This is a genomic window from Spirochaetia bacterium, assembly GCA_022482625.1.
Taxonomy (GTDB): domain Bacteria; phylum Spirochaetota; class Spirochaetia; order Sphaerochaetales; family Sphaerochaetaceae; genus Pleomorphochaeta.
This window is the reverse complement of sequence record JAKVOU010000001.1, coordinates 2,876,879-2,900,885: the sequence shown is the minus strand read 5'-3', so window position 1 is coordinate 2,900,885 and position 24,007 is coordinate 2,876,879. Positions and strand designations below refer to the sequence as shown.

Sequence of the window (24,007 nt, the reverse complement as noted above, 5' to 3'; positions counted from 1 at the left end):
TAGATAGATATAGCCTTCCTGCGTATCAGGACCCTCAAGAAGGCTATATCACAATCAAAGATGAAGCCCTAGCCTAGTCAGCAGAATAATGTTCCAACATCACTGGTGTAGTACCCTTGTAAGTATACATCACCATCTTCAGACCAGTCGGGAAATGTGTTGCCGGATCAATGGTAATATCACCGGTCATGCCCTTGAAATTTGTAAGATGCTCAATGTAGTCCCTGACAGCCTTGCTGTCAGTCCCGACTTCGGTAAAGGACTGTGCAATGACTTTGCCGATATCATATCCAAGGAAGAACTTGTTGGTAATGTCAAGATTTTTCTTCTGTTTCATATCATTGATTATTGAAACCAACTTCGGATCACTTGCATCATAATTGTTGATGAAATAGATACCATCAGCATCTTCTCCAAGCAACGTATTGAACGGAGGACATGCATCAAGACCAAAGATCAGATCACCTTTATACCCCAGAGCCCTTGCCTGCTGGGTAATCAGGATGATTTCCTGTGTATATCCCGGAGAATAAATTGCATCGACTTTTGCACTTATCATGTCGTTCAGCAAGGTCTTGAAATCCTTGTCATTGGCATTGTAGCTTACTTTGTCAACAATCGTTGCACCGGCTTTTTCAGCAGCATTCAAGAATGGATCGACAAGTGAGACTGAATAGGCATTCGATTCGTTGTAGATAATCCCGAAAGTCTTGCATCCCCGTTCCTTGATTGCATAATCAGCCATGATGGTCCCTTGGCTTATGGTGCTAGGTTGCAGGCAGAACATATTCTTGTAAGTAGTACCGTCAGTCTTCTGCTGGCACTTAGGATCAACGCCCAAACCAATGATCGGAACAGAATATTTCTCGGAAATCGGCGCAATAGCAAGTGCAATATTTGCAATTGGAGGCCCAATGATGGCTTTTACTTTATCAGTAGAAACTGCACGGGTATAAGCATTGATAGCCTCATTTACATCACCCTTCGTGTCATAGGTAATCATCTTGATTGTCTTTCCGTTGATACCTCCTGCTGCATTCACTTCGTCAATGGCATACAGGGCTCCTTCTTCAACCATCTTTCCCATGGTCGATGTCGGACCTGTTGTATCTTGAATACATCCAATGACGATTTCAGAATCCGACTTCTCTGCATTTCCCTGGGCAGACAGACCCAGTGTTGCCACTAAGGCGCAAAAAAACACCGTAACACATTTTTTTACGATAATTTTCATGGTTCCTTCCTTTTTAATTTTTTCTGCAATCGTTTGCAAAATTTAATTAAGCAAAAACTATTATATAGATACTATTAATAACACAATATGCTGACTTGTCAAGGTTTTTTTTATTTTCTTTTTCTGTAAAAGAAATTACAATCAGAACATAAAAAGAATTTATTTTCCAGCCGCCAGTTCCTGTGCCCAATGATCAACAATAGTCGCAGGAGCATACACGAACATCATGACCAGATTTTCCTCAGAAGACACATTCTTCAGACCATGGGCCTTGCCTGAAGGAATATAGATGCACTCACCGCCATGTACCCGGCGCACTTCATCTCCGACCGTCATCTCCCCGGATCCTGACAAAATCGTATACGTTTCCTCATTGTCATGCGTATGCTCGGGAACTGACCCGTCAGGATAAATGGTGACAAGACCTTGGCAAAAGCTTTTTGCCGCAACAGGCGCATTCTTGCCAATGTATACCTGTGTCTTTCTTCCAGTCGGAAATTCCATACCCTGCAGCTGTGTATAGTCAACTATGTCCATCTTTTTCTCCAATTGATGTTCTCTGCTATCATTCCATTGAAATCATTACTTTGATTTCATCAGGAAGAAGACCATGTGCCATTTCCTTGATGACGGCTCCACCCTCAGAAAAAGGAACTTTCTTCGTGATAAGCGATTTCAAATCCAAGGTTCCCTTTCCATACTGTTCCAAGACCCATCGGTAATCCTTCATCGTATAGCTGTTGCTTCCTACGATACGACGTTCGCCCTGCTGGATCAAACCGACCGTATTCAGCTTGATGGTACTGTCAAGGAAAGCGATAAGCACTACCACACCTTTCTTCTTGCAGATCCGCAATGCATCATCCATCACCCCAGGATAGGATGAAGTAACAAAGACAGCATCGACCCCACTGCCGGAAGTCTGCCGCAGCACTTCATCGACGATATTCCCATGCTTGGGATTCAAGGCAACGGTTGCACCCCGTTTCAGGCTGTTTTCATTTTTCTTCTCGGACAAATCCGAACAGAATACTTCTGAAAGTTCCTTCTGAGTCAGTGCAGTCAGAACCATATTGCCGATGGTACCACCGCCCAATACTGCGGCAGTGTCACCGATATGCAGGTCTGCAAGGCTGACAGCATGTACGCCGACACAGAAAGGCTCTATAAGTGCACTTTCCTCATAGGACATGGAATTGGGAATCTTCATGCACATAGATGGATAGGCAACGACATATTCACCATAGGTCCCTGACCAACCGTCAACTCCGATCATACGTTTGTCTGCACAGACATTGTAGTCACCCTTCCTGCAGAATTCACACACCCCGCATCCGATCTGAGGTTCCACGGCCACACGGTCTCCGACCTTGAAATCCGTGACATCCTTCCCTACCGACACGACAATGCCACCCATTTCATGTCCCGATACCAATGGTGGTATACGATAGGGATGCTTGCCGGTAAAAGCAAGGATATCCCCATGGCAGACGCCGGTTTCCTTTACCTGAAGCAACACTTGGTCATCTGCCATCTCGGGTATATCTGTTTCAATATACTGATACTCATCGACTGCCGGAAACAACAAAGCCTTCATTTTCTTTGCCATCATACATACCTCCATCACTGTAAGATCGTCGCACCTTGATCTGTCGGAAGAACCATTCTCCTGAAAAGCTCCAAATAACCTGAAGCCGGTTTCCTGACAGGTTGCCAATTCTTCTTCCTTTGCTGGAATTCTTCGTCTGAAACATCAGCTACCAATGTCCTGGCCTCAATATCAATATGAACCATATCGCCGTCCTGAAGGAGAGCAAGGTTGCCGCCTTCATAAGCCTCAGGACTTACATGTCCTATAGCCAGGCCTCCTGTAGCTCCGGAGAACCTTCCGTCGGAAACCAAGGCAATCGAAGAACCAAGCTTCTTTCCCAGTACAGCAGCCATGAAAGTTTCCATATGTGGCATCCCGGGAGAACCCTTTGGCCCTTCGTATCGGATGATCACCACATCTCCCTTCCGGATTCTGTCCTCAAGGAGTGCATGCCAAGCCTCGTCCTGGGAATCATATACCTTCGCTGGACCGGCAAAAATCCGTGCATCCTCAGGTACTGCAGAGTATTTGACGATACAGCTGTCGGTTGCTATGTTTCCCTTCAGCACGGCCAAGCCACCATGGGGAGAAAAAGGGGCCGCAACAGAAGCGATGACTTTTTCATCCTTGGAAAGGGAATCCAATGCCATCTCCTCCACCGTCCCGAACATTCCATGGACGGAACCATCGATCTTATCTCCCTTCAGCAGTTCACCGACCACGGCATTCAGGCCTCCGGCCTTATCGAAATCCTCCATGGTATACGTAGGATGATTAGGATAGATTGCACTGATGCAAGGCACTTCCCTGCTTATCTTATCAAAGACTTCCGGAGTAATCTTATATCCGGCCATCTTTGCAATGGCAGGAATATGCAGAATCGAATTCGTCGAACCACTGGTAGCCATCATATAACGGATGACATTGAGGAAGCTGGCTTCATTGACGACATCCAAGGGACGGATTTCCTTTTTGACCAGTTCCATGATGGTCCTGCCGGCCTGCTTGGCCATTCCATGCCATTTGTCTGTCTGGCTACGGACACTCGCATTGCCGAACGGAGAAAAGCCCAGCAGTTCGGCAGTGGCGCACATGGTATTTGCCGTTCCCATGAAAGGACAGGCTCCGGGAGAAGGACAGGCGTGTTTGACAACTTCCTTATATTCCTCGCGTGAGATATTGCCGGCGGTATACGCAGCATAGGCCTGCTTCGTATGTGTAAGCGTAAGCATCCTGCCATGGTAATGTCCTGCGGCCATATATCCGCCGGTCAACATTACCGAAGGAATATTGACCTTCATGATTCCCATCAGCATACCGGGGATAATCTTGTCACAGGTCCCGAGCAATACCATCCCTTCCAGCTGGTTTACCTGTGCGACCGTCTCGACTTCCATTGCTTCCAAGTCCCTGGAAGGAAGGGTATAACGGTCCCCCGGCGTATTTGAACACATACCGTCACAGATGCCGGTAACGGGAAGTTCAAGAGCCAATCCACCGGCCTGATATATTTCCTGCTTGATCTCAGAAACGACATCAGCAAATGGAAAATGTCCCGGATTCATTTCATTCCAGGCATTTACTATTCCTATTACAGGGCGATCGACATCCTTAGGGTCAATGTGCATTGCAAACAGAAGGGCATTGCGATGATCCAATGCTTCTTCATTCCATTCCTGTATCATATGTACTCCTTGCTGTACTACATACATAGCACATGTTGTAAACAAGTATAGCACATGTTCTATAATAAGCAATATCTTTTTTAAATTTTCTCAATATATTGAAATTTTAGCATACTTGTAGTATACATGTATGTATTATTTTATACAAGACAATCAACTGTTACATCATGGGATTTTATGTTTTAATAGCAATGAGGAGCAAAACATGAGCAAGGAAAAGACTTTCCTCTATGAAGAAATACATAATGCAATCAAGGAAAAGATTCTTTCAGGGGAATATGGCAAAGGTATGTTGCTACCCTCAGAAAATGAATTCTGTTCCATATACCATGTGAACCGTATCACCATCAGGAAAGCTCTGCTCATGCTCGTCAATGAACAACTGGTAAAAAAGATTCCCGGCATAGGAACCAAGGTCATCCATGAAACTACGAAGCCTGTTTCCCAACAACCAAGAAATGAAAAAAAACTGCAGGACCGGCAACAGGCATCACGAGGAACCATAGGTTTCTTCATACCTACGTCAACGCATAAGAAAGACAGGATATCCCAACCCTTTTATTCCGAGATGTTCTATTTTGCTGAAAAAGAATTCCATTCCAAGGGATATTCATTCTATTATTCGGCCTTGGAAGGTACTGATACATTGGCAGACATACTTGAAGGCAGGCATCTGTCCGGCATCATACTGTTGAGCAATATCGATGAAAAAGCCATCCAGACGACTTTGGAGAAAAAGATCCCGACCGTATTGATCAATGCATATCATCCCAGGCTTTGCTCAATCCTGGCTGACAATATCTATGGTATGAAAGATATCTGCGAGTACATCATCAGGCAAGGGCATAAGAAAATCGCGCTTCTGTCAGGAATCACCTCATATATTGCGACCCAGGAAAGACTGCTGGGTTGCCATTACGCCTTCAGTGAACATCAGGTCCCTGAACCGACGATAATAGAAACGGATTGGGAAACGGAAACCGCCTATGACAAGACCCTTGAACTTTTTTCATCAGGCAAATCCCATCCTACGGCAATCATTGCCTTCAATGACAGCCTTGCCCTCGGAGCCATGCAGGCAGTCAACAAACTGGGAATGTCAGTGCCAAAGGACGTCAGCATAGTGGGTTTCGATGGTCTTGACCAAGACAGATATTCCATGCCTGCCCTTACGACTGTCAACACGAATATCCCGCTCATGGCAAAGCTGGCAGCACGTAACCTGGACTTTACCATACAGCATCCTGAACAACCAAACAATGTGAGGATCATCGTACCTCACGAAATCAGCTACAGGGATTCCGTATCGCCAGAACTTTCATGACAATGAGGACGGCATAGCCGACATACCATTTATTACCCTCGGAAAACAATCCCAGGAAAAGATTGTCGTCATACAAAGCTTGCGTTACCCTCGGTGTTTTTCCAAAATCAATTATCCTTCAGCTGATACTGAGCTTAAGAAAAAATCATTCCAGACAGCCAGTTCTAGGATCTGATGCGTGACCTGAAAGTCAATTTCATCCTGCATACCGCAACTGCGACCTTCACATCCGGCGGCAAGCAAACAGGAAATCACGGAATCTACGGCTGCAACCGCACATGCAATTCACAACCATGTCCGGTATCGCCCCACCCCAAAATGACGAATTTCCTGCAGATACTGCTACGTTACTTATCACCGAGGAAATATTTTCTAACAGCCACGGCAACACCTCCGAGCATGTAACCGTTACTACGTAATGTCGAAGCCTCAATCTTGACTTTCTGTTCACTAATTGAAAAAATCCTTGAAAAAACTTCTTCCTTGATAGTTTCTATGATAGGTGGAAGATAAAGGAAATCTGCCTCATTCGTTGTCACGATAATTTTTTCAGGTTTAAACATATTAGCTAGAATGACAGCCCCTTCGGCAACCATCAATGCATATTCATGTACAAATGAATTACATGCCTCATCTCCATTTCGAGCTCGGGAAAAGGTTTCTTCCAAAGAATAATTAGTTTCATGCTTCTCATTGAAAGTTGCTAGTTTGCCTTGGAAATGATCAAGCCCGGCATATAGTTCCAAACAACCGCGGTTTCCACATGCACATTGCGGTCCATTGAAATTAATCGTCACATGACCAATTTCAATGGAACTATTCTGATAACCACTCAGAATGGAACCATTCAAACAGACTGCGGAACCAATACCTTTTCCTATATTATACAGAACAGTATTTTTGCTCTCTCTTCCTGCTCCAAACCACATCTCCCCCAGAAGGGCTGCATTGCTGTCGTTTTCGGTGTAAAAAGGAACATGGTATGCTTTTTCGACAATTGCTTGAATCTTTTCTATATTCCAAAAGAAAGGAACGGATTTTGACGAACTATTTTCCGAAACAATATTCTTTGCCGATCGGATACCAGGTGAAATACAGACACAACCAAGACATTTAGTTTCATCTTGTATATGAGAAAAAACATCCTTGACAATATCACCTATTAAAAAATCATCCAACATTGCATAACTGACTTGGCAATCCCTGGAATAAATTATAGAACCACTTATATCAACTATAGCAGCCTTGACCATATTTCGGCACAGACACAATATCACCGTAGCATAGGTATCTCTACAAATCGAAAGATATCTGGACCTTCGTTTCCTGAATTCACTATAAAACGATTTTTCTGAGACAACTCCCTCAGCGATAAGTGAATTAATGATTTTAGTCACGGCAGCACTTGTAAGTCCTGTTGTCTGTGTAATCACATTCCGGTTGATATCTTTTGTTTGGTAAATCATCTGTAGAATTTCAAAACGGTTGATATTTTTCATATATTCTGAATTTATATTATTCACATTCAAATTCCTGTCATAGCTTTAGTTCTTCGATCGATAACCCTTTTACTCAGCATAGCACTCATCAATACTATGCCATGCCTATGCAATAGGTTTCAATTGCATAAGGGTCAATAGTATCCGAAAGTGTACTGCAAGGCATTTCCTTGCCGCCATATTCAAGCATATCTGATTTCCTTACATATTGGATTGGCTTGCAGCAAGCAAACGAAAAACTCTGCTTTTTGCCAAAAGGTTCATAGACCCGTACAACAAGTTCATCCGAATCCTCAGCCTTCTTGATACAGCTGATCCGTACATTCTCATCTTCTGAAAACACAGATGCCTGCAAAGGCAGACCATCAGCAATTCTGGGCACATGATAAGCTACTGACGGAATCAACGGGAACGCCTCTTGTTCTATCATATGCAATGAATTCGACAACGGCAAGTTATTGCTTGTCAAGGTAAAATGGAAGGAATGAGTTCCACGTTGTGGATATGGATTACCTTTGGGAAATGAACTATGACGAGAAGCAAGAAGAATAGGTTGTAAAATGATACCTTCAGGACATTTCACAAAATCAAATGTCGGGGTATCAATACATGACAACATAACTGCTGCAGTAGTACTTTCTGCTGCTATCCAAGATTGAACTTCACGGGGATGGATCTGACGACAATCGGTAGGATAATACGTATGTGTATCATCAGCAAATAATTTAGTTCCTATTGGACCGGCAACCTCATCCTTGTATACATGTAAGATTCCCATTGGTACTTCATAGCAAATATTGTGAAAGCCCTCGGTAAGAGGAAGAAATATCCGTAACTCTTTGTACATTGTTCCATCCCAGGCTTCAATTTCCACCGATACATCAATTTTCTTTATGGTATTATATAAGGTAATTTTTTCCAAAAGAACAAAATGTGGAAAACGAGCCTCTCCTTCGATAATTGTAGCCACCTCCCCGTTTGCCTGCAAAACTCCTTCATGGGCGGGTATATGCCAATGCATACCATAGTTTGAAGCACATTCCGTATAACCGGTTGAAAAACCATATTTTGAAACATCGATCCCATACGGAAAATCAGGTTGCTGTACTGTTGAAAATTCACCTGACCCATTTCCATAAGAATTCAATTCGACTACTTCAAAGGCACCTAAGCCTGGTTGTCCTGCTAAGAGATTTTGGTCACACGATTTATCATATAATTTCGTAATGCCCCCATGCGCAATCCGCATAGAATAGAACTGATTCTCAAGCAGGATAAAATCCTTCGTTTCCTCAACATGCACATCAGAAGTCTGAGATATTGCTTCTGAGGGAAGAATCCGATATCTGGTATATCCATAGGCAGGCACTTCCACCATACAAAGGATCTCAAGAGTATAAGGAGCAGGCTCCCCGACAACCTGGTAGGGAACAGCCACCCCGTCCGGTCCAACAATTCTGATGGATACCGTTCGTAGTTGCTCCCAATCAAGGACGACATGCACTTCACTTTTCCTATACCACTGGGTAGTATTGAACACAGTAAGGTAGTCTCCTCCTTCTTCAGTAGTTATTGCAGCAGAAAGTTCCTGGGCCTTTCGTTCAATCAGGGAACATGCTTTCTTATACCCTTTTTTAGAGCTCTGTAGATAAGTTTCATCGGTTATATGCCCGTTACATCCTCCCCAACCATGATCCAGATATAGTAATTTTGCCCAACAGTCATCAATTTCTGTTTTTTCATAGCGTCTGGCACCGTCAGCCAGCAGGGCCATACCCATGCTGGAAAGAATTTCTGCTGCAGTAAGTTTTCGTAAGCCGTTCCTGTTATAACGGAAGGCTTCCGCATGTGTCGGCTCATGATAAACCCAAAGGTTTGGTCGTTCACCGTGATATGTGTTCCATTGATCATCCCGGACAAGTATCGTATTTGCCTCATCCATCACAGTCTCTGCTGATGCATACTTGAACGGTGGAAAGGCATGGACAGTATCATGCTTTAAATCACAGAAAAAAGTATCCAGATTAAGAGGAATATCATAATCCCGTCCAGCGAGAAATACAAAAAAGAAAGGGATTTCCCGTGGATTGAAATATGTTTCTGCTGTCCTTTCCAAATAATGAAATACAGTCTGCCGAGCAGAATCAGAAATATGTAAAGCAGTTTCAATCTGCGATGCACCGCTATGGGCTTGTTCATCATACACATTGTAATGAATGTCAAGCAACTGCGTAAGGCTGTTATGGTGATAATGTCCTGAAGAGAATCCTTCTACGTAACTTCCGTCCGGACTGTACCATCGGAAAAATCCTGCATCCATCCTGCTGACAAACAAATAGTCTACACCACATTTCTTCATTACCTGTGCAGCTTGCATTGCACGGGCAGGTACATCCTCGTTCCAAGTTGACCGTGTTACAACCCCTGGGAATTTTTTTTCCAGCCAACGTTTGCCCAGATAGTATTGCCTTACCAGACCTTCGGAAGTCACTGAAGTCTCATAGAGCTGGGTATACGTAGCTCCGACATGGAACTGCCCTGACTGCATTACAGCAAGCAGACGTTCATACATTTCAGGATGCAGGATCAAAAAGTCTTTGATAAACAATGTACATTCAATGGAATTGATGAAATTTGCATCTTTTTCCATCATCTCGATGCTTTTGGAAATAATAATATCATTACGAAAACGAATGGTAACAAGTGGAGAATCAAGATAAGCAATATCATTATGACTTGATGAAATTACATATATTTTTCCTGAGTTTAAAAACTTATTTTCATTATCTTTTTCCATCACTTTTTCCTTTTAATTTATATTCATTAAGTTTATATTGAAATTATGTGCATGTCAATATATAAATATTATTATTTATAATACAAGAAATAATAACTAAGTTTTTTAGATTGGTATATTTTAACTTGACAGAAAATTAAAATCGATACAATAATTTTAACTGAGTTTAAAAAAAATAAATGGAGGAGATTATTATGAAAAATTTTCACAGAATCATGTTAGTCTCCCTAGCAGTGTTTGCTTCTTGTGGCCTTGCGTGGAGCAATGGCACAGAGGAACAGACCTCACAGGGAAAGACAGTTCTGCACGTTGCTCATTTCTATGATTCGATGGAAGAAGGAGAAATGACGGGTTACAAATGGTTCCAGCAAGTCAAAGCTGGTTTCGAAAAGGAAAATCCTAATATTGAGGTTGCATTTGAACAATTCAAATGGGATGAGATAGATATTAAGATAATGTCAGATTTCCGTTCTGGAATTACTTCACATGATGTACTGCTATCCACACCGCAGTTACTTCCTCAGCATGCCGCCGTCGGTGATCTTGAAGACCTGAATCCCTATTTACAAAAGAACTGGACACAAAATCAGCTTGATGAAATTGACTGGGCCTCAACATACAAACAGGGTAAGCAAGGAGGAAAACAGATTGGTATACCTCTTGGCAGTCACTCTCGTATTGCACTATACAACAAAGAGATGTTCAAGGCCGCAGGATTGGATCCCAACACGCCACCTTCTACAATGGATGAACTGATTGCTGATGCAAAGAAACTTACCATAGATAAAGACGGTGATGGGTCAATTGATCAATGGGGTTTGGGTGTCGCATTGGGACCTGACCGTGGCACTATTGAAGTAACATTTGCACCACTTGTCTGGGGATATGGTGGAAAACTTTTTGATACGACAACAAAAAAGGCAATATTCGCAGAAGAACCAGGCATAAAGGCTGCAACACTTTTGTGGGATATGGTAAATACGTATAAAATTGTATCACCATCCTCAACGGTAACCACTTACAACCGCAATGTCTATGATGGAGTATTGCAAGGAAAGATTGCCATCGCATTCGGCTGGGGTTCTTTCTGGCTCAATGCACTGGAAGAGAATGGATTGGTAAAAGGTCTGTTCCCTGCAACACCAGAAGGTGAAATGACTAAAGTCGGTGTATTCCCTTACCCGACAAACGGAGGAGCTGGATTTACCAATAGCTGGGATGTGTCCATGTATGCAAAGAGTAAAAATAAAGATGCCGCATGGAAATTCATCGACTATATGCTGAACAAAGCAGATCTTTCTACTTATCCTGATGCTGGTCTCCCCATTAAGAAATCAGTATGGCAACAACCAAAATATCAAACCCCATACTTCAAGGCATATTATAAGGCGATTGAAAATGGACGCCCAATGCCGGAAAGTGCACATTATGGAGAATTGGCTGATATCGTTTCTGCTGCTTTGCAACGTTGTATGACTGGCAAAAAAACTGATATTCCCGCCATTTTACTTGATGCACAAAACGAATTCAATTCGAAATACCAGGGACAATAGAATATTATGATACAGAAGCACACACCATTCATATTTTTGCTCCCCGCATTCTTGCTGCTGGTTGTTTTTCTTGTCGGGCCTCTCTTAGCTGGAATCTATATGAGTTTGGAAAAGACCAGCTTGTCAGGCGCAACAAGCTTTGTCGGTCTCTTGAATTACAGCCAGTTGTTCCACGAGGGAAACAGATTCTTCACCAACCTGAAAATTTCTTTGATATATGTACTCAGTAATATCTGTCTTACGATACCGATGGCATATGCAACTGCCCTATTGATTACCAAAGACAGTGGTTTATCCAGGTTCTTTCGGAGTTTATATCTAATTCCTTGGATTTCTGCACCCGTGGTGAGCACGCTTATGGTGCGTTCTATGCTGGATCCTGACATGGGACTTATCCATCTGATTGTCAAATTCTTTGCTGGACATGATGTATACATACTTAATAACGGACGGTACGCCCTGATTGTCATGATCCTGCATAGCTTCTGGAGATCTTTTCCCTTCATAATGCTTTTTCTTGCCGCAGGTATGTCAACTATTCCGAATGAGTTCTATGAAGCAGCAAAAATCGACGGTGCAGGAAAAGTAAAAAGTTTCTTTTATCTGACATTACCTCTGACTGCAAACCAGTTGTGCATAGGAGTCCTGATGGTCACCATCTGGACACTTCAGGATTCTGAATCCGTGTACGCCCTGACAAAAGGTGGACCAGGATACTCTACGGAAACGCTTGCCGTCAGGTTGTTCAAAAGCTCATTTGTCAACTTTGATCTTAACATCGGAGCTGCAATCGGTATGATTCTTATTCTGATCAGCCTTGTCTTCATGAGCTTGTACCTGAAAGTATTGTTGAAGGAGAGTATCTATGAATAGCAGACATAAACTTCTCAGACAATCAATCAGGTTTTTACTTTACATACTTATTGCACTATTTGCACTGTTTCCCCTGTTATGGGGACTGAAAATGTCTTTGACACCGAAATATGACTATGGTTTTTTACCAAAACATCTTACTGGCAGCCACTATATCGAGATTTTTCACAAGAAGGAAATCCTTGTATATTTTGCAAACAGCCTTAAGGTTTCATTAGGAACCATAGTATTCACAATTCCTGTAGCCCTGTTATCAGCCTTTGCACTCGCTAGATTTACTTTCAAGGGTAGAGACCTGCTTGGCATTTGCTTCCTTGTTCTTCCTATGTTACCTGCTACAGCCATATTGGTCCCTTTGGTTGCTTATTTCAATAGGATAGGATTGTACAACACAATATCAGGGGTCGTCGTGGTAAACATCGTTTTCAGTCTTCCTCTCGCCATCTGGATGATACGGAATTTCATAGCAAACACACCAAAGACTATCGAAGAAGCAGCTTTGCTTGACGGACTGGGACCTTTCGGTACTTTGTTCAGAGTTACGGTACCAATGATTCGCCCGGGTATTGTCTCCGTCATAATCTATATATTTATCTCTTGTTGGAATGGATATACTTTTTCCTATGCACTGACAACATCTCCTGACAAACGAGTCCTTGCCCAAGCAATTCTGTCATTTATCGGAACATGGGGTACCAATTGGGGTGGACTTACCGCAATGGGCATTCTTATGACGCTTCCACCAGTTGCAGTATTTCTGATTTTCCAGAAAACATTCATTGCTGGCATGTTCGGACAAACATTGAAATAGGAGCAACAATGCAAGGACTTATCAGTAAAATCCAACGTTTTTCAACGGAGGACGGACCAGGTATCAGAACAACAGTTTTTCTCAAAGGATGCAACATGCATTGCCCTTGGTGTCATAATCCAGAAGCGTTGTCTGCAGAAGTTTTACTTGGCCTTTTGCCAGAACGTTGTACCGGTTGCCTGCAATGTACGGAAATCTGTCCTACCCGTTCACTCAGTTATAGTAATAAGATAATTTCAATTAATCGGACAACTTGTACAAAATGTGGAAAATGTATTGACATCTGCCCAGAACAAGTCTTTTCCTTATCAGGGAAATACTACGAACCAAGTACTTTGGTAAATGAAGTAATGCAGGATGAACCATACTTCAGACGTTCAAGAGGCGGTATTACATTTTCAGGAGGAGAACCTTTTCTCCAAGGTGACTTTTTAGTTAAGTGCCTCAGACTTTTGAAACAAAAGAATATAGACACAATTGTTCAGACAAACGGAGCAATACCTTTTGAACCTTGGCTTTCAAAGAGTCTTGGTTTGGTAGGTTGCTATATGGTTGATCTGAAATTGGCAAACCCTACCCTTCATAAGAAATGGACAGGATTGGACAATGTAAGGATCATGGAAAATCTTCGTCAATTGGATACATACGGAGCTTCTCTTATTATCCGTACCCCAATCATAGAAGGAGTAAATGATTCAATTGAAGAAGTACAGGAAATTGCTTCATTCGTTGCCGGTTTGCATCATGTCATAAATTACCGTCTGTTACCATATCATCCTTTAGGATTGTCAAAATACCGACAATTCGGCATAGCGTGCAACTATCAGAATACTGAATTCTATGATGCAGGACATTTGGCAAAGCTACAGGCTGTCGCAGACAAGGAGTGGAAACATGAATGATATATATGCACAGAGACTCAGAAGACTCAGAGAAAAAAAAATACAGCAAACCCAGGAGAAATACGAGTATGAGGGCTGTCTGGACGAAGATGATTATGGACGGATCGTTCCTACCTTTGCATGGCATATCATTGCAAACGATCCTGACGGAAGTTTCTATGGTATAGATGGCTGGACAGACAATATCTGTGATCTGTTGGAACACCACGATGTTTTTATAGACGATGATGATGCCTTTACCGGACGTTGGATGTACTTCCTGTCAAAAATGCGTCCTCATAAATACAAACAGTCTCTCATGCCTCCGGAATTGGAAAAGCAAATTGATTATTACAAAATCGATGCAGGCATAGGTTTTGATGCACATTTCTGTCCAGATTACAGAATAGGCCTGGAACTCGGTTGGAAAGGGCTGCTTGAAAAAATTGATTTTTATAGAAAAAAATATCCAGAGAAAAAGCATTTCTATGATTGTCATGAAAGAGTAATAAAAAGTATCCAGGTGTGGATCAAACATCACATCGACAAACTTGATGAATTGGCTCAGTCAGAATCAGATGCCCAGAAAAAACAGGAACTGCTGGTAAAGAAAAAAGTCAATGAACATATCCTAAACGATAAGCCAAAGACACTTAGAGAAGCAATGCAATGGATTATTTGGTTTCATTTGGTCTCCCGTACATTCAATCGTGACGGAGCAGGTGGACAACTTGATACATTGCTGGAACCATATTATGACCATGACCTCAAGGCCAAACTTATCGATAGGGAAGAGGCAGTCTATTTCATGGGTTGTTTCCTCGTCAATGATCCCGCATATTGGCAAATCGGTGGTCCCGATGCCAATGGAAATGATCAGACTTGTGAATTGTCATATATAATTCTTGATGCAGCAGAAAAGATCAACGTTTCTCTGAACCTGACGCTTCGGGTACATGACAAAATGAACATGCACCTGTTCGACAAGGCGGTGAGACTTTTGGTAACATATAAAGAAGGATGGCCAAGGTTTTCTGGTGACAATGCTTTAGTTGATGGCTTCTGCAGATTAGGCTACGACAAGCAACTGGCACGTCAACGCATTGCGGTCGGGTGCAATTGGATGTCCCTTCCTGGTATGGAATATACTCTGAATGATTTGTTCAAGATAAATATGGCCAAGATATTCGAAATTTCTTGGCAGACAATGATGCGGGAATGTGGATACCCTGAACTTGGCGGCGATATCGGAACTTATATTCCGAAGATAAAAGGAACGAAACAAGCAAAAAAGAAAGAACCTGCAGTCGCTTTACTTTGGAAAATATTTTCAGAACATCTGTCCAAAGCGGTACATATTACTGCCGAAGCAATGAGATTTCATTTGAAGATTCAGCCTGAAAATGAAACTGAGCTCCTATTGAACCTGCTTAGCCATGGTCCTATTGAAAGAGGTCTGGACATCAGCGGAGGTGGAGCAATGTATTATAACCTTGCGATTGATGCAGCAGGACTAGGGACGGTCAGTGACAGTTTTACAGCCATTGAGCAACGCATTGAAAAAGAAAAAAAGATAAACTGGGAAACACTTGATGTACAACTCAGGACGAACTGGCGAGGCATTGATGGTGAACAGCAACGATTGATGATGAGTCGGAGCAAACACTATGGTTCAAGCCAAGAAGGCACAGCATGGGCTGTCAAGATTTCACATACATTTTCAGATCTTGTCATCAAGGAAAGCAATGATAAGCTCAAGTTCATCCCAGGATTATTCTCATGGGCAAAATCGCACTTATTCGGTCGAGATGTCGGTGCCACTCCTGATGGCAGACGTTTTGGCGATCCCATTACCCATGGAGCCAATCCCGTCCCTCACTTTATCGATGATGCCGCGTCCTTGTCCATGTCAACTGCAATTGCAGCAGTACAGCCTGGTTATGGAAATACAGCACCTCTGCAATTGGAACTTGACCCGTCTACCATGGGTGGTGATCCTGTTGAAATCGTCAAAACCATTATCCTGACCCATTTCGATCTGGGTGGAACATTAATCAATGTAAACATAATAAACAAAGATGTCATTCTGGCAGCAAACAAACATCCGGAACTTTACCCTGAACTTATTGTCCGTGTTACCGGTTTTACTGCATACTTCTGTATGCTTACTCCAGAATTCCGACAACTTGTCGTCGATAGAATCGTCAACAGCTGAAACTGTAGAAAAAAGATAATAGCATCGATGGTAAGCCCAAAACATTTGTTTATAAGATCCATGGGGGAAAAATGATAACAGCCAAAACCCAAAAGAGAATAGAACAGTATGTACAGGTTCTCCGTACTCGGCGTTTTGAACCCTGCAACATAGATTGGAATTGGAAAACAATTACTGTTCCAGAACGTTCACCGAGACCGCAGGAAAACTGGCAAGGACTAGTTTTCCCGTACGCCTTTGGAAAATCTCATTGTGATACTTGGTTTACCACTGCCTATACAGTTCCTCCGATAGAAAACCCCTGGTTGATGCTCTCTTTAGAAACCGATGCAATGGTCTTTATCGACAATGTCCCACAGGCAGCAATCAATCCTTTCCATGAATTCGTCAACGTGCAGCCTTGGAACGGAAAGCACATTGAATTGGCTATCTGCGCTTGGGATGGATATCCATTTCCTGGATACCATCCCATTGACAATGGCGGTGCCAGATTGCTAACTACGGTTTCCATGCGTAAGAAAGCTTATCCGCTATGGTTTACACATGCCCAAATGCTGAAAAAGAATATGGATTCTTATCAACTATACTATGATGTATTGACTTTGCAACGTGTATGTGAAACCTTTCCAAAGGAATCATTTTTGTATCAACGGACTATCTCATTGTTGCATGATGCATTAAGCAAAATGGAACTTTATGATGATAATCCTGTTCATCGAGAAGAACGGGCCCGTGAAGTCAGAAAACGCATTGCACCGCTTCTACAAGCAAAAAACGGTACCTATGCTCCGATTATTCTTTCAACTGGAAGTGCCCATTTAGATCACGAATGGTTATGGGTTGAAGCTGAAACGGTACGTAAAGCAGCTCGTACAATGTGCAATATGACTTCTTTTTGTGCCATGGATTCCCAGTTCACATTTCTGTTCTCCCAGCCTCTTCAGACTTTGGAAGTCAAGAAAAAATATCCCTCAGTTTATAGAAAAGTACTGAAGGCTTACGAAAGTGGTCAATGGGAACCCAATGGTGTCGGCCTTGTCGAACCTGACTGCGTACTTTCCTCCGGGGAAGGTTTGATCAGAAATCTTCTCAAAGGCCGTAGGATAACAGAAAAATTATTCCCCGGTTATTGGGGTGATACTTTCTTTGTCCCTGATTCATTCGGATTCAACGGTAATCTACCGCAATTATTGGTAAAATGCGGGGTATCTTATTTTGTCACAAGCAAACTTGGATGGAACGATACCAACCGTTTTCCTTATGACACGTTTGTCTGGGAAGGAATAGATGGTTCAAGGATAAAGGCCCACATGATCCAAGGAAGCTATGAAGGAACAAATAACCCTGTGGAGATTGCCTCTTCATGGAACCATGTGCAGCATAAAGATGTACAATCAGTCCTGTTCCGCACCATCGGAGAAGGTGACGGCGGAGGCGGTACCACCTTGGATGATTTGGAAATAATGAAGCGACTTACAGATCTTGAAGGTTTTCCTAAGGTAAAATGGGCTTCTTTATCCCAATCGATGCATCAGGTATTTGCAACATCCAAGAATCTCCCGATCTACAAAGGAGAACTTTATTTTGAACTTCATCGCGGCACCTATACGACTCAAGCTGTCATCAAAAGCAATTATAGAAAACTTGAAGCCTTACTACACGACTGTGAATATTTGCTCTGCAATGCATATGCACGAAAATCCATCAGCCAAACAATGGCAGAAAATTTCACTAACGAAATCGACAAGGTATGGCAGACCGTACTAGTCAGTCAGTTCCATGATATTTTACCTGGCAGTAGTATTTCAACTGTGTATAAGGAAATGAAGATTGCATTTCAAGCTGCTATAGCACAACTTGAAAAAATGTTTTCTGCTCTCGTACAGCCAGGCAAGTATATGCTGAACCTTACTCCATACCCATCAGAGGGTATTGCTCCTTACGCAACCGGTATAGACCAGCATGCTACCACAGTCCCGGCTATCCTGACAGATAATTGTATCAGACTTCCATGGGGAACCATTGCCATTGCCTTTGACGGTACACTTTCCAGTGTCCTGTTTCATGGGAAAGAAATGGTGAGGAAAAATGGCAAAGGATGGAATACCTTGTTATTCGGTGAAGATTATGCCATCGGCTGGGATGCCTGGGATATCGAAAAAGATATGGTAGACAAGCTTGATACTGTCGCCTGCCCAATGGACTGCAACATGACCAGACAAGGAAAAATAGGCTTAGATTCAACAATACGACAAGAAATGATTGTCCATGCTGACAAGGCACGCATTGACTTCAAGACTACAGTCGATTGGAAGGAAAAGCACAGGATGTTCCAAGCTATATTTCCTGTAGCTATTGAATCGTGCGAAGCCATATTTGACATTCCATTCGGTTTTGTTTGCCGGAATACAACAGAAAATACTTCCTTTGAGAGAGCAATGTTTGAAGTTCCTGGCAGACAATATGCTATGGTACGTGATGACGATCTCTGCTGTGTTCTGATCACCGACAGCAAATTCGGCTATCATGCCAAACAAGGTGTCATCGGAGTTACGTTGCTACGTAGTCCGACAGCTCCCGACGATACTGCAGACAGAGGAATACAGGTATTCAGTTATTCCATCTATATTACTGATAAAGGTCTGCCTGCGGTCCTATCCGAAGCTGCCGTCATCAACAACCCGTTGAGGCCAAGCAAGCAAACATTTGTACCGTTGATCAGCATCAAGGGAAGCAATCATCTGGTAGTTGAAACGGTCAAAATAGCAGAAAATCGCCAGTGTATCGCTTTCAGGATCAGAGAAACGACAGGAACATATGCAGAAGGAATTCTTGAACTGGACTCTAGTCTGGATGCAACATCACTGACCGAAACTGATATGTTGGAACGTCCATGCCCACCAACTTCACCAGTATATCATCCCTTTGAAATCAAAACGTTTATCGTCAAGCGAAAATAAAACAAAACTATCTGTCCATACAACATCATCAGGACCAATTAGCTTTATGATAAACGATTGGCCCCAAGGTTATTTAACAATTCATCCAATTCTTTGCGTATAAAGAATTTTTTCAATTTTCTATATTTATTAGTTTCGTGGCAATGACATTTTGCATACCTAATACCACTTCCACAGGGACATAGTAATTTGTTTGCTACCCGCTTTTTTGTACGTAAAAAACTAGCAAATTCATATGCAGAACGTGTATCAGAATATTCACACCAGTTTTTAAAATCATCGACCAAACCAAGTTCTCCGTGAGCTAACTCTCCCTTCAAAGATACTGGCCTATGCTTTTGCTTTCTTTGCATTCTCCATAAAAAAGGAATAATGATTGAATCAGTAAAATGAATCTATAAATATAAAACCATTCCTGCACAGTGTTACTAAATTGTAAAGGACCATTGAAACAAAAAAAGTGCAAGTGAAAACCAAAGTAACCTAGTTGTTACGATGTGATAGTTCGTTGCTAGATTATTTTCTTTTTGCATAAGGAACTATCATACTTATATCTGTATTTTACAAAGAGATTCCTTGGACAAGGAAAACCTGACGCAATATTGCATCAGGTTTTCATCATATGCCACTCCTTCCGAATGTCAATCCTAAGGGGAATAATGAACAATCATGTGTCAACTTCTATGGGTATATCCCATAGAAGTGCTCCACATGTAGCATTCCAAAACCATATCAATGCTTAGTCGCAGTATTCCACTCTTCAAGCAACCTATTTTTGTTGGTTCCCGACCATTCAAAATCATAATGTATCAACTTTGTATTTTCCAGTGATTTTGCCTCATCAGGTGTATGTGATGCAGGATTGGTAAGGAATTGGTACGAATTTGTATATTTCTGTCCAATTTCCTGACACTCAGAAGTCAAACACCAATCGATAAATTTTTTTGCAGCCTCTTCGTGCGGAGCCCCTTTTACTATTGCAACAGAACCTAATTCATAACTTGTTCCTTCTTTCGGTACTGATAAAGCAATGTTTGTATAGCCTTCTTTCATAAGACGAATTCCGTTATGCAAATAAGTAATTCCGACTGCACATTCACCCAATGCTACGGATTTTGCTGGTGCAGAACCACTTGATGTATATTGCTTGACCTGTTTGTCCAAGGCAGCCATATACGCAATACCATCTTTCTCCCCTTTCATCTGAACCATAGTTGAAAGAAGATTATATGCAGTACTTGAAGAACCTGGATTTGCTACAATAATTTGTTTTTCAAATCTTGGATCAAGCAAATCATCCCAACTCGTAGGATATCTCATGTTATGTTCCTCAAACCATTGTTTTTCACAAATAAACCCTAGATAACCGATATAGATACCGGTCCAGTATCCTTCTGGATCTTTCTGTTGACTACTGATATCAGCTGCGTTGGGAGAAATATAAGGAGTCAATAATCCCTCTGATTGTGCAGTAACAAATGAATCAGCAGAACCTCCATACCAAATATCTGCTTTTGGATTGGCCTTTTCCGCACGTAGTCGTCCTAAGATTTCACCACCACTCATTCTGACAAAATTCACCTTGACTCCAGTCTTTGCTTCATACATCTGGGCAATTTTAAGTGCTTGTTCCTCGACAACTCCTATGTACATAGTCAATTCTCCGGAATCCAACTTTGTTTCTGTAGTTCCCTGGGCAAAACCAATACCCATTGAAACTAACGCAACAAGCAAAGCAATAACAAACTTCCTCATCTTCATTTTTTTCTCCTTTATAATTATTTTTTAAACAATATGAAAATTTGCAGCCTTGATTGCAAATCTAATCTCTTCTCCTGCTTTCACCATATGATCCGTATCAGGGTTTGTTTGTTCAACATCAAGAGTAATTCCGCCTATTTCAAGAAAATATTCCTGAAGATTACCCATAAAGGTAGAAACAGACACTTTACCTAGAAATTTCCCTTGTGAATCAATTTCAATGGACTCAGGACGTATAAGTAAATCAACCTGATCACCGGGCTGATATGTTTTTTTTACATCGGCCCTGACCGTTTCGGTAGTATTAAAAAACGATACCAACACTTTATCTTCTGTTATTTTCTTAATAACGGTAGCGGGGATGAAGTTTGCTTTACCAATGAAATTTGCAACAAATTTCGAAGAGGGTTCTTTGTATACTTCAACAGGAGTCCCTACTTGCTCAATATTGCCATTATTCATGATTATGATTCGATCAGAAAGACTCATGGCTTCAGACTGATCATGGGTAACGTAAATACTTGTAACACCAAGCCGTTGCTGAATTTTTCTAATTTCATTCCGCATAGATACACGAAGCTTTGCATCAAGGTTTGAAAGCGGTTCATCAAAAAGCATAACGGCAGGCTCCATCACCAATGCACGTGCCAAAGCTACCCGTTGCTGCTGCCCCCCTGACAGTTGATTAGGAAATCTTGTTTCAAGTCCTTCAAGACCTACTAATGAAATTATTCCATGTACTTTGGCGGATATCTCTTCTGCACCAAGTTTCTTAAGACGAAGGCCATAGGAAATATTATTGAATACATCATAATGAGGAAAAAGGGCATATGATTGGAAAACCATTGCAGTATTTCTCTTATCTGGTGTCAGAGAATTGATTTCGGTATTTCCAATGTATATCCTACCAGCAGTAGGTGTTTCAAATCCGGCTATCATTCTCAATGTAGTAGTCTTGCCGCAACCAGAAGGACCAAGTAAAGTGACAAATTCACCTTCTGAGATCTCGAGTGAAATATGGTCTACAGCTTTGAATATCTTCTTATTCGGCGATATATATTCTTTGGTTATATTTTCCAACCTTACAGATTTATTACTCATCTGAAAACTCCCTTAGATTAATTTGATATCTTTTTTATTGACACCAAGTTTACCAATAAACCAATACAGAACTGCAATTGCAATATAAACGACAACAATCAACAAAGTTGACATAGCCGAAGCGACACCAAATTTGCCAGCATCAACCTGATCGAGAATAGAAACTGTCAACAACTTATAACGAGCTGAAATTAAGAAAATAACTGCACTGATTGTCGTCATACTTTTTACAAAGGTATAGACCAACCCTCCAAAGAATGCTGTCTTAATCAATGGCAATGTAACTGATGTAAAAACTTTAAAAGAATTCGCTCCAAGATCAGCTGCGGCTTCTTCAATTGAAGGATCAATTTGCTTCAAGGATGTAACTCCAGACTGTACTCCTATCGGCAAGTATCTGACTACGCAAGATAGGACCATAATCAGCAAAGTACCAGTCAATACAAAAGGTTTGTTATTGAAAGTCAAGACAAAACCAATTCCCATTACAGTTCCGGGAACTGTCATACCGAGCATAGAAATGAATTCCATACTTTTTCGTCCGAAAAATCTTCTTCTGACTACTAAATAAGCAATAACCATTGCAATAATTCCGGTAATCGGTGTTGCAAACGCAGCCATTAATGTCGAATCTTTCAGTCCTTCAAGCCCGATTGCAAGTGCATAGCGATAGTTATCAAGCGTGAGAGAATAATTGATACCCCAAAGTTTGGTAAAAGATACCATAGGAATCAAAATATAAAAAGCAATTACAATTCCAGAAATAGTTAAACAAAATGTATTCAATGGTCTCGTAATATGTTTTTCACAGATCATTACCCTTTCTCGCGTTGCTTTTCCTGTAATAGTTACATATGATTTACTTGTAACGAAATATTTACTGAATACATATAACCCCATTGAAATAATCAGAAGTAAAATGGCAACAGCAGCTCCTCCTTGCATATCATAGTTGCCAATAGCTTGAAAATAAATTTGTGTTGCCAAGGTTGGATAGTCTCCGCCAATGGTAATCGGATTACCGAAATCTGCTACTGATTTTATGAATACCAAAAGAAATGAGTTTGCAATCCCTGGCAATGTCAATGGAAATGTCACATCTTTGAAAGTATTCCATCGACTTGCACCACAATTTCTAGCAGCTTCTTCTATTGAAGGGTCAATTTCTCCTAATACGCCATTCAACAGTAGATATGAAATCGGAAAATATGATAGTACTTGTGCAAAAAGTATGCCCTTGAATCCATAGATATTTACATCTCTTAGGCCAAGTACAGTGTACGTAATAAACCCTCGGCTTCCAAAAAGCAAAATAAGAGAAAGGGCAACAGCAAACGGTGGAGATACAATCGGCAGCATCGCAATCAGATTAAATACACCCTTTCCCTTCATTGCTACATAGGAAGCACAGTAAGAGAATGCAAAACCTATTGCTGTGGCAATGATGCCTGACGTTACCCCTAAAAGCAGGCTATCTGTAAGTGCATGAAAGTTCTGTCGTGAAGTAAAAGCTTTTATATATGCCTGCAAAGAAAAATTGCCATCAAAAGAAACAAAACTTTGTACCAGTATCTGCAACAATGGAATTACAGAAAAAAGAACTAAAGATGCCATTACCACTATGATTGTGATTAGTAGAATAGGATCTGTTTGTCCAACTTTTCTCATTTTCATTTCCTTGTTAATTATTATTTTGGTTTATTATGAACTGGAAAAATCATT

At 41.5% G+C, this 24,007-nt stretch carries 17 protein-coding genes; 7 read left to right on the top strand and 10 right to left on the bottom strand.

From position 1 onward, the window contains the following. Window positions 1–73: 73 nt before the first annotated feature. From LKE40_13165 to LKE40_13150, 4 genes are all read right to left on the bottom strand, one after another. Window positions 74–1,234, bottom strand: coding sequence for an ABC transporter substrate-binding protein (locus LKE40_13165; GenBank protein ID MCH3918380.1), 1,161 nt, complete (start codon window positions 1,232–1,234; stop codon window positions 74–76). A 159-nt stretch (window positions 1,235–1,393) separates the two neighbouring features. Beyond that, window positions 1,394–1,771, bottom strand: coding sequence for a cupin domain-containing protein (locus LKE40_13160; protein MCH3918379.1), 378 nt, complete (start codon window positions 1,769–1,771; stop codon window positions 1,394–1,396). A 28-nt stretch (window positions 1,772–1,799) separates the two neighbouring features. Beyond that, a complete protein-coding gene (locus LKE40_13155) occupies window positions 1,800–2,846 on the bottom strand; it encodes an alcohol dehydrogenase catalytic domain-containing protein (GenBank protein ID MCH3918378.1) in 1,047 nt (348 codons plus the stop codon). An 11-nt stretch (window positions 2,847–2,857) separates the two neighbouring features. Next, window positions 2,858–4,510: a dihydroxy-acid dehydratase gene (locus LKE40_13150; GenBank protein MCH3918377.1), complete on the bottom strand. Its 1,653-nt coding sequence runs from the start codon at window positions 4,508–4,510 to the stop codon at window positions 2,858–2,860. 205 nt (window positions 4,511–4,715) lie between these two features. On the opposite strand from LKE40_13150, the gene LKE40_13145 reads away from it, so the two are divergent. Next, window positions 4,716–5,834, top strand: coding sequence for a GntR family transcriptional regulator (locus LKE40_13145; protein MCH3918376.1), 1,119 nt, complete (start codon window positions 4,716–4,718; stop codon window positions 5,832–5,834). A 347-nt stretch (window positions 5,835–6,181) separates the two neighbouring features. Here LKE40_13145 and LKE40_13140 read toward each other — a convergent pair whose 3' ends face one another. Beyond that, window positions 6,182–7,333 carry an ROK family transcriptional regulator gene (locus tag LKE40_13140; protein MCH3918375.1) on the bottom strand — a complete coding sequence of 384 codons (1,152 nt, stop codon included), beginning with the start codon at window positions 7,331–7,333 and terminating at the stop codon, window positions 6,182–6,184. A 94-nt stretch (window positions 7,334–7,427) separates the two neighbouring features. Beyond that, window positions 7,428–10,130, bottom strand: a complete 2,703-nt coding sequence (locus LKE40_13135) for a glycosyl hydrolase-related protein (protein ID MCH3918374.1) — start codon at window positions 10,128–10,130, stop codon at window positions 7,428–7,430. A gap of 194 nt (window positions 10,131–10,324) precedes the next feature. Here LKE40_13135 and LKE40_13130 point away from each other — a divergent pair, with 194 nt between their 5' ends. The 6 genes from LKE40_13130 to LKE40_13105 all read left to right on the top strand — a co-directional run bounded on the left by LKE40_13130 (window position 10,325) and on the right by LKE40_13105 (window position 19,423). Further along, complete coding sequence (locus LKE40_13130; GenBank protein ID MCH3918373.1) at window positions 10,325–11,683, top strand: sugar ABC transporter substrate-binding protein; 1,359 nt, start codon at window positions 10,325–10,327, stop codon at window positions 11,681–11,683. A gap of 99 nt (window positions 11,684–11,782) precedes the next feature. Next, window positions 11,783–12,556: a sugar ABC transporter permease gene (locus LKE40_13125; protein ID MCH3918372.1), complete on the top strand. Its 774-nt coding sequence runs from the start codon at window positions 11,783–11,785 to the stop codon at window positions 12,554–12,556. Then, complete coding sequence (locus tag LKE40_13120; protein ID MCH3918371.1) at window positions 12,549–13,367, top strand: carbohydrate ABC transporter permease; 819 nt, start codon at window positions 12,549–12,551, stop codon at window positions 13,365–13,367. Before LKE40_13125 ends, LKE40_13120 begins: the two co-directional genes overlap by 8 nt. Window positions 13,368–13,375: 8 nt before the next feature. Next, window positions 13,376–14,269: a glycyl-radical enzyme activating protein gene (locus LKE40_13115; GenBank protein MCH3918370.1), complete on the top strand. Its 894-nt coding sequence runs from the start codon at window positions 13,376–13,378 to the stop codon at window positions 14,267–14,269. Then, the gene (locus LKE40_13110; GenBank protein ID MCH3918369.1) at window positions 14,262–16,463 is read left to right on the top strand and encodes a formate acetyltransferase; all 2,202 of its coding nucleotides are present in this window, start codon (window positions 14,262–14,264) and stop codon (window positions 16,461–16,463) included. The genes LKE40_13115 and LKE40_13110 overlap by 8 nt, the downstream gene beginning before the upstream one ends. 308 nt (window positions 16,464–16,771) lie before the next feature. Next, window positions 16,772–19,423 (top strand): hypothetical protein, encoded by a 2,652-nt coding sequence (locus tag LKE40_13105; GenBank protein MCH3918368.1) that lies wholly within the window; start codon window positions 16,772–16,774, stop codon window positions 19,421–19,423. Window positions 19,424–19,467: 44 nt separating this feature from the next. On the opposite strand, the gene LKE40_13100 is transcribed toward LKE40_13105, so the two are convergent. From LKE40_13100 to LKE40_13085, 4 genes are all read right to left on the bottom strand, one after another. Further along, window positions 19,468–19,776: an SEC-C domain-containing protein gene (locus tag LKE40_13100; GenBank protein MCH3918367.1), complete on the bottom strand. Its 309-nt coding sequence runs from the start codon at window positions 19,774–19,776 to the stop codon at window positions 19,468–19,470. A gap of 379 nt (window positions 19,777–20,155) precedes the next feature. Then, on the bottom strand, window positions 20,156–20,989 hold the full coding sequence (locus LKE40_13095; protein MCH3918366.1) for an ABC transporter substrate-binding protein: 834 nt from the start codon (window positions 20,987–20,989) through the stop codon (window positions 20,156–20,158). A gap of 219 nt (window positions 20,990–21,208) precedes the next feature. Next, window positions 21,209–22,285 carry an ABC transporter ATP-binding protein gene (locus LKE40_13090; GenBank protein ID MCH3918365.1) on the bottom strand — a complete coding sequence of 359 codons (1,077 nt, stop codon included), beginning with the start codon at window positions 22,283–22,285 and terminating at the stop codon, window positions 21,209–21,211. A gap of 12 nt (window positions 22,286–22,297) precedes the next feature. Then, window positions 22,298–23,953, bottom strand: coding sequence for an iron ABC transporter permease (locus LKE40_13085; protein ID MCH3918364.1), 1,656 nt, complete (start codon window positions 23,951–23,953; stop codon window positions 22,298–22,300). Window positions 23,954–24,007: the final 54 nt, after the last annotated feature.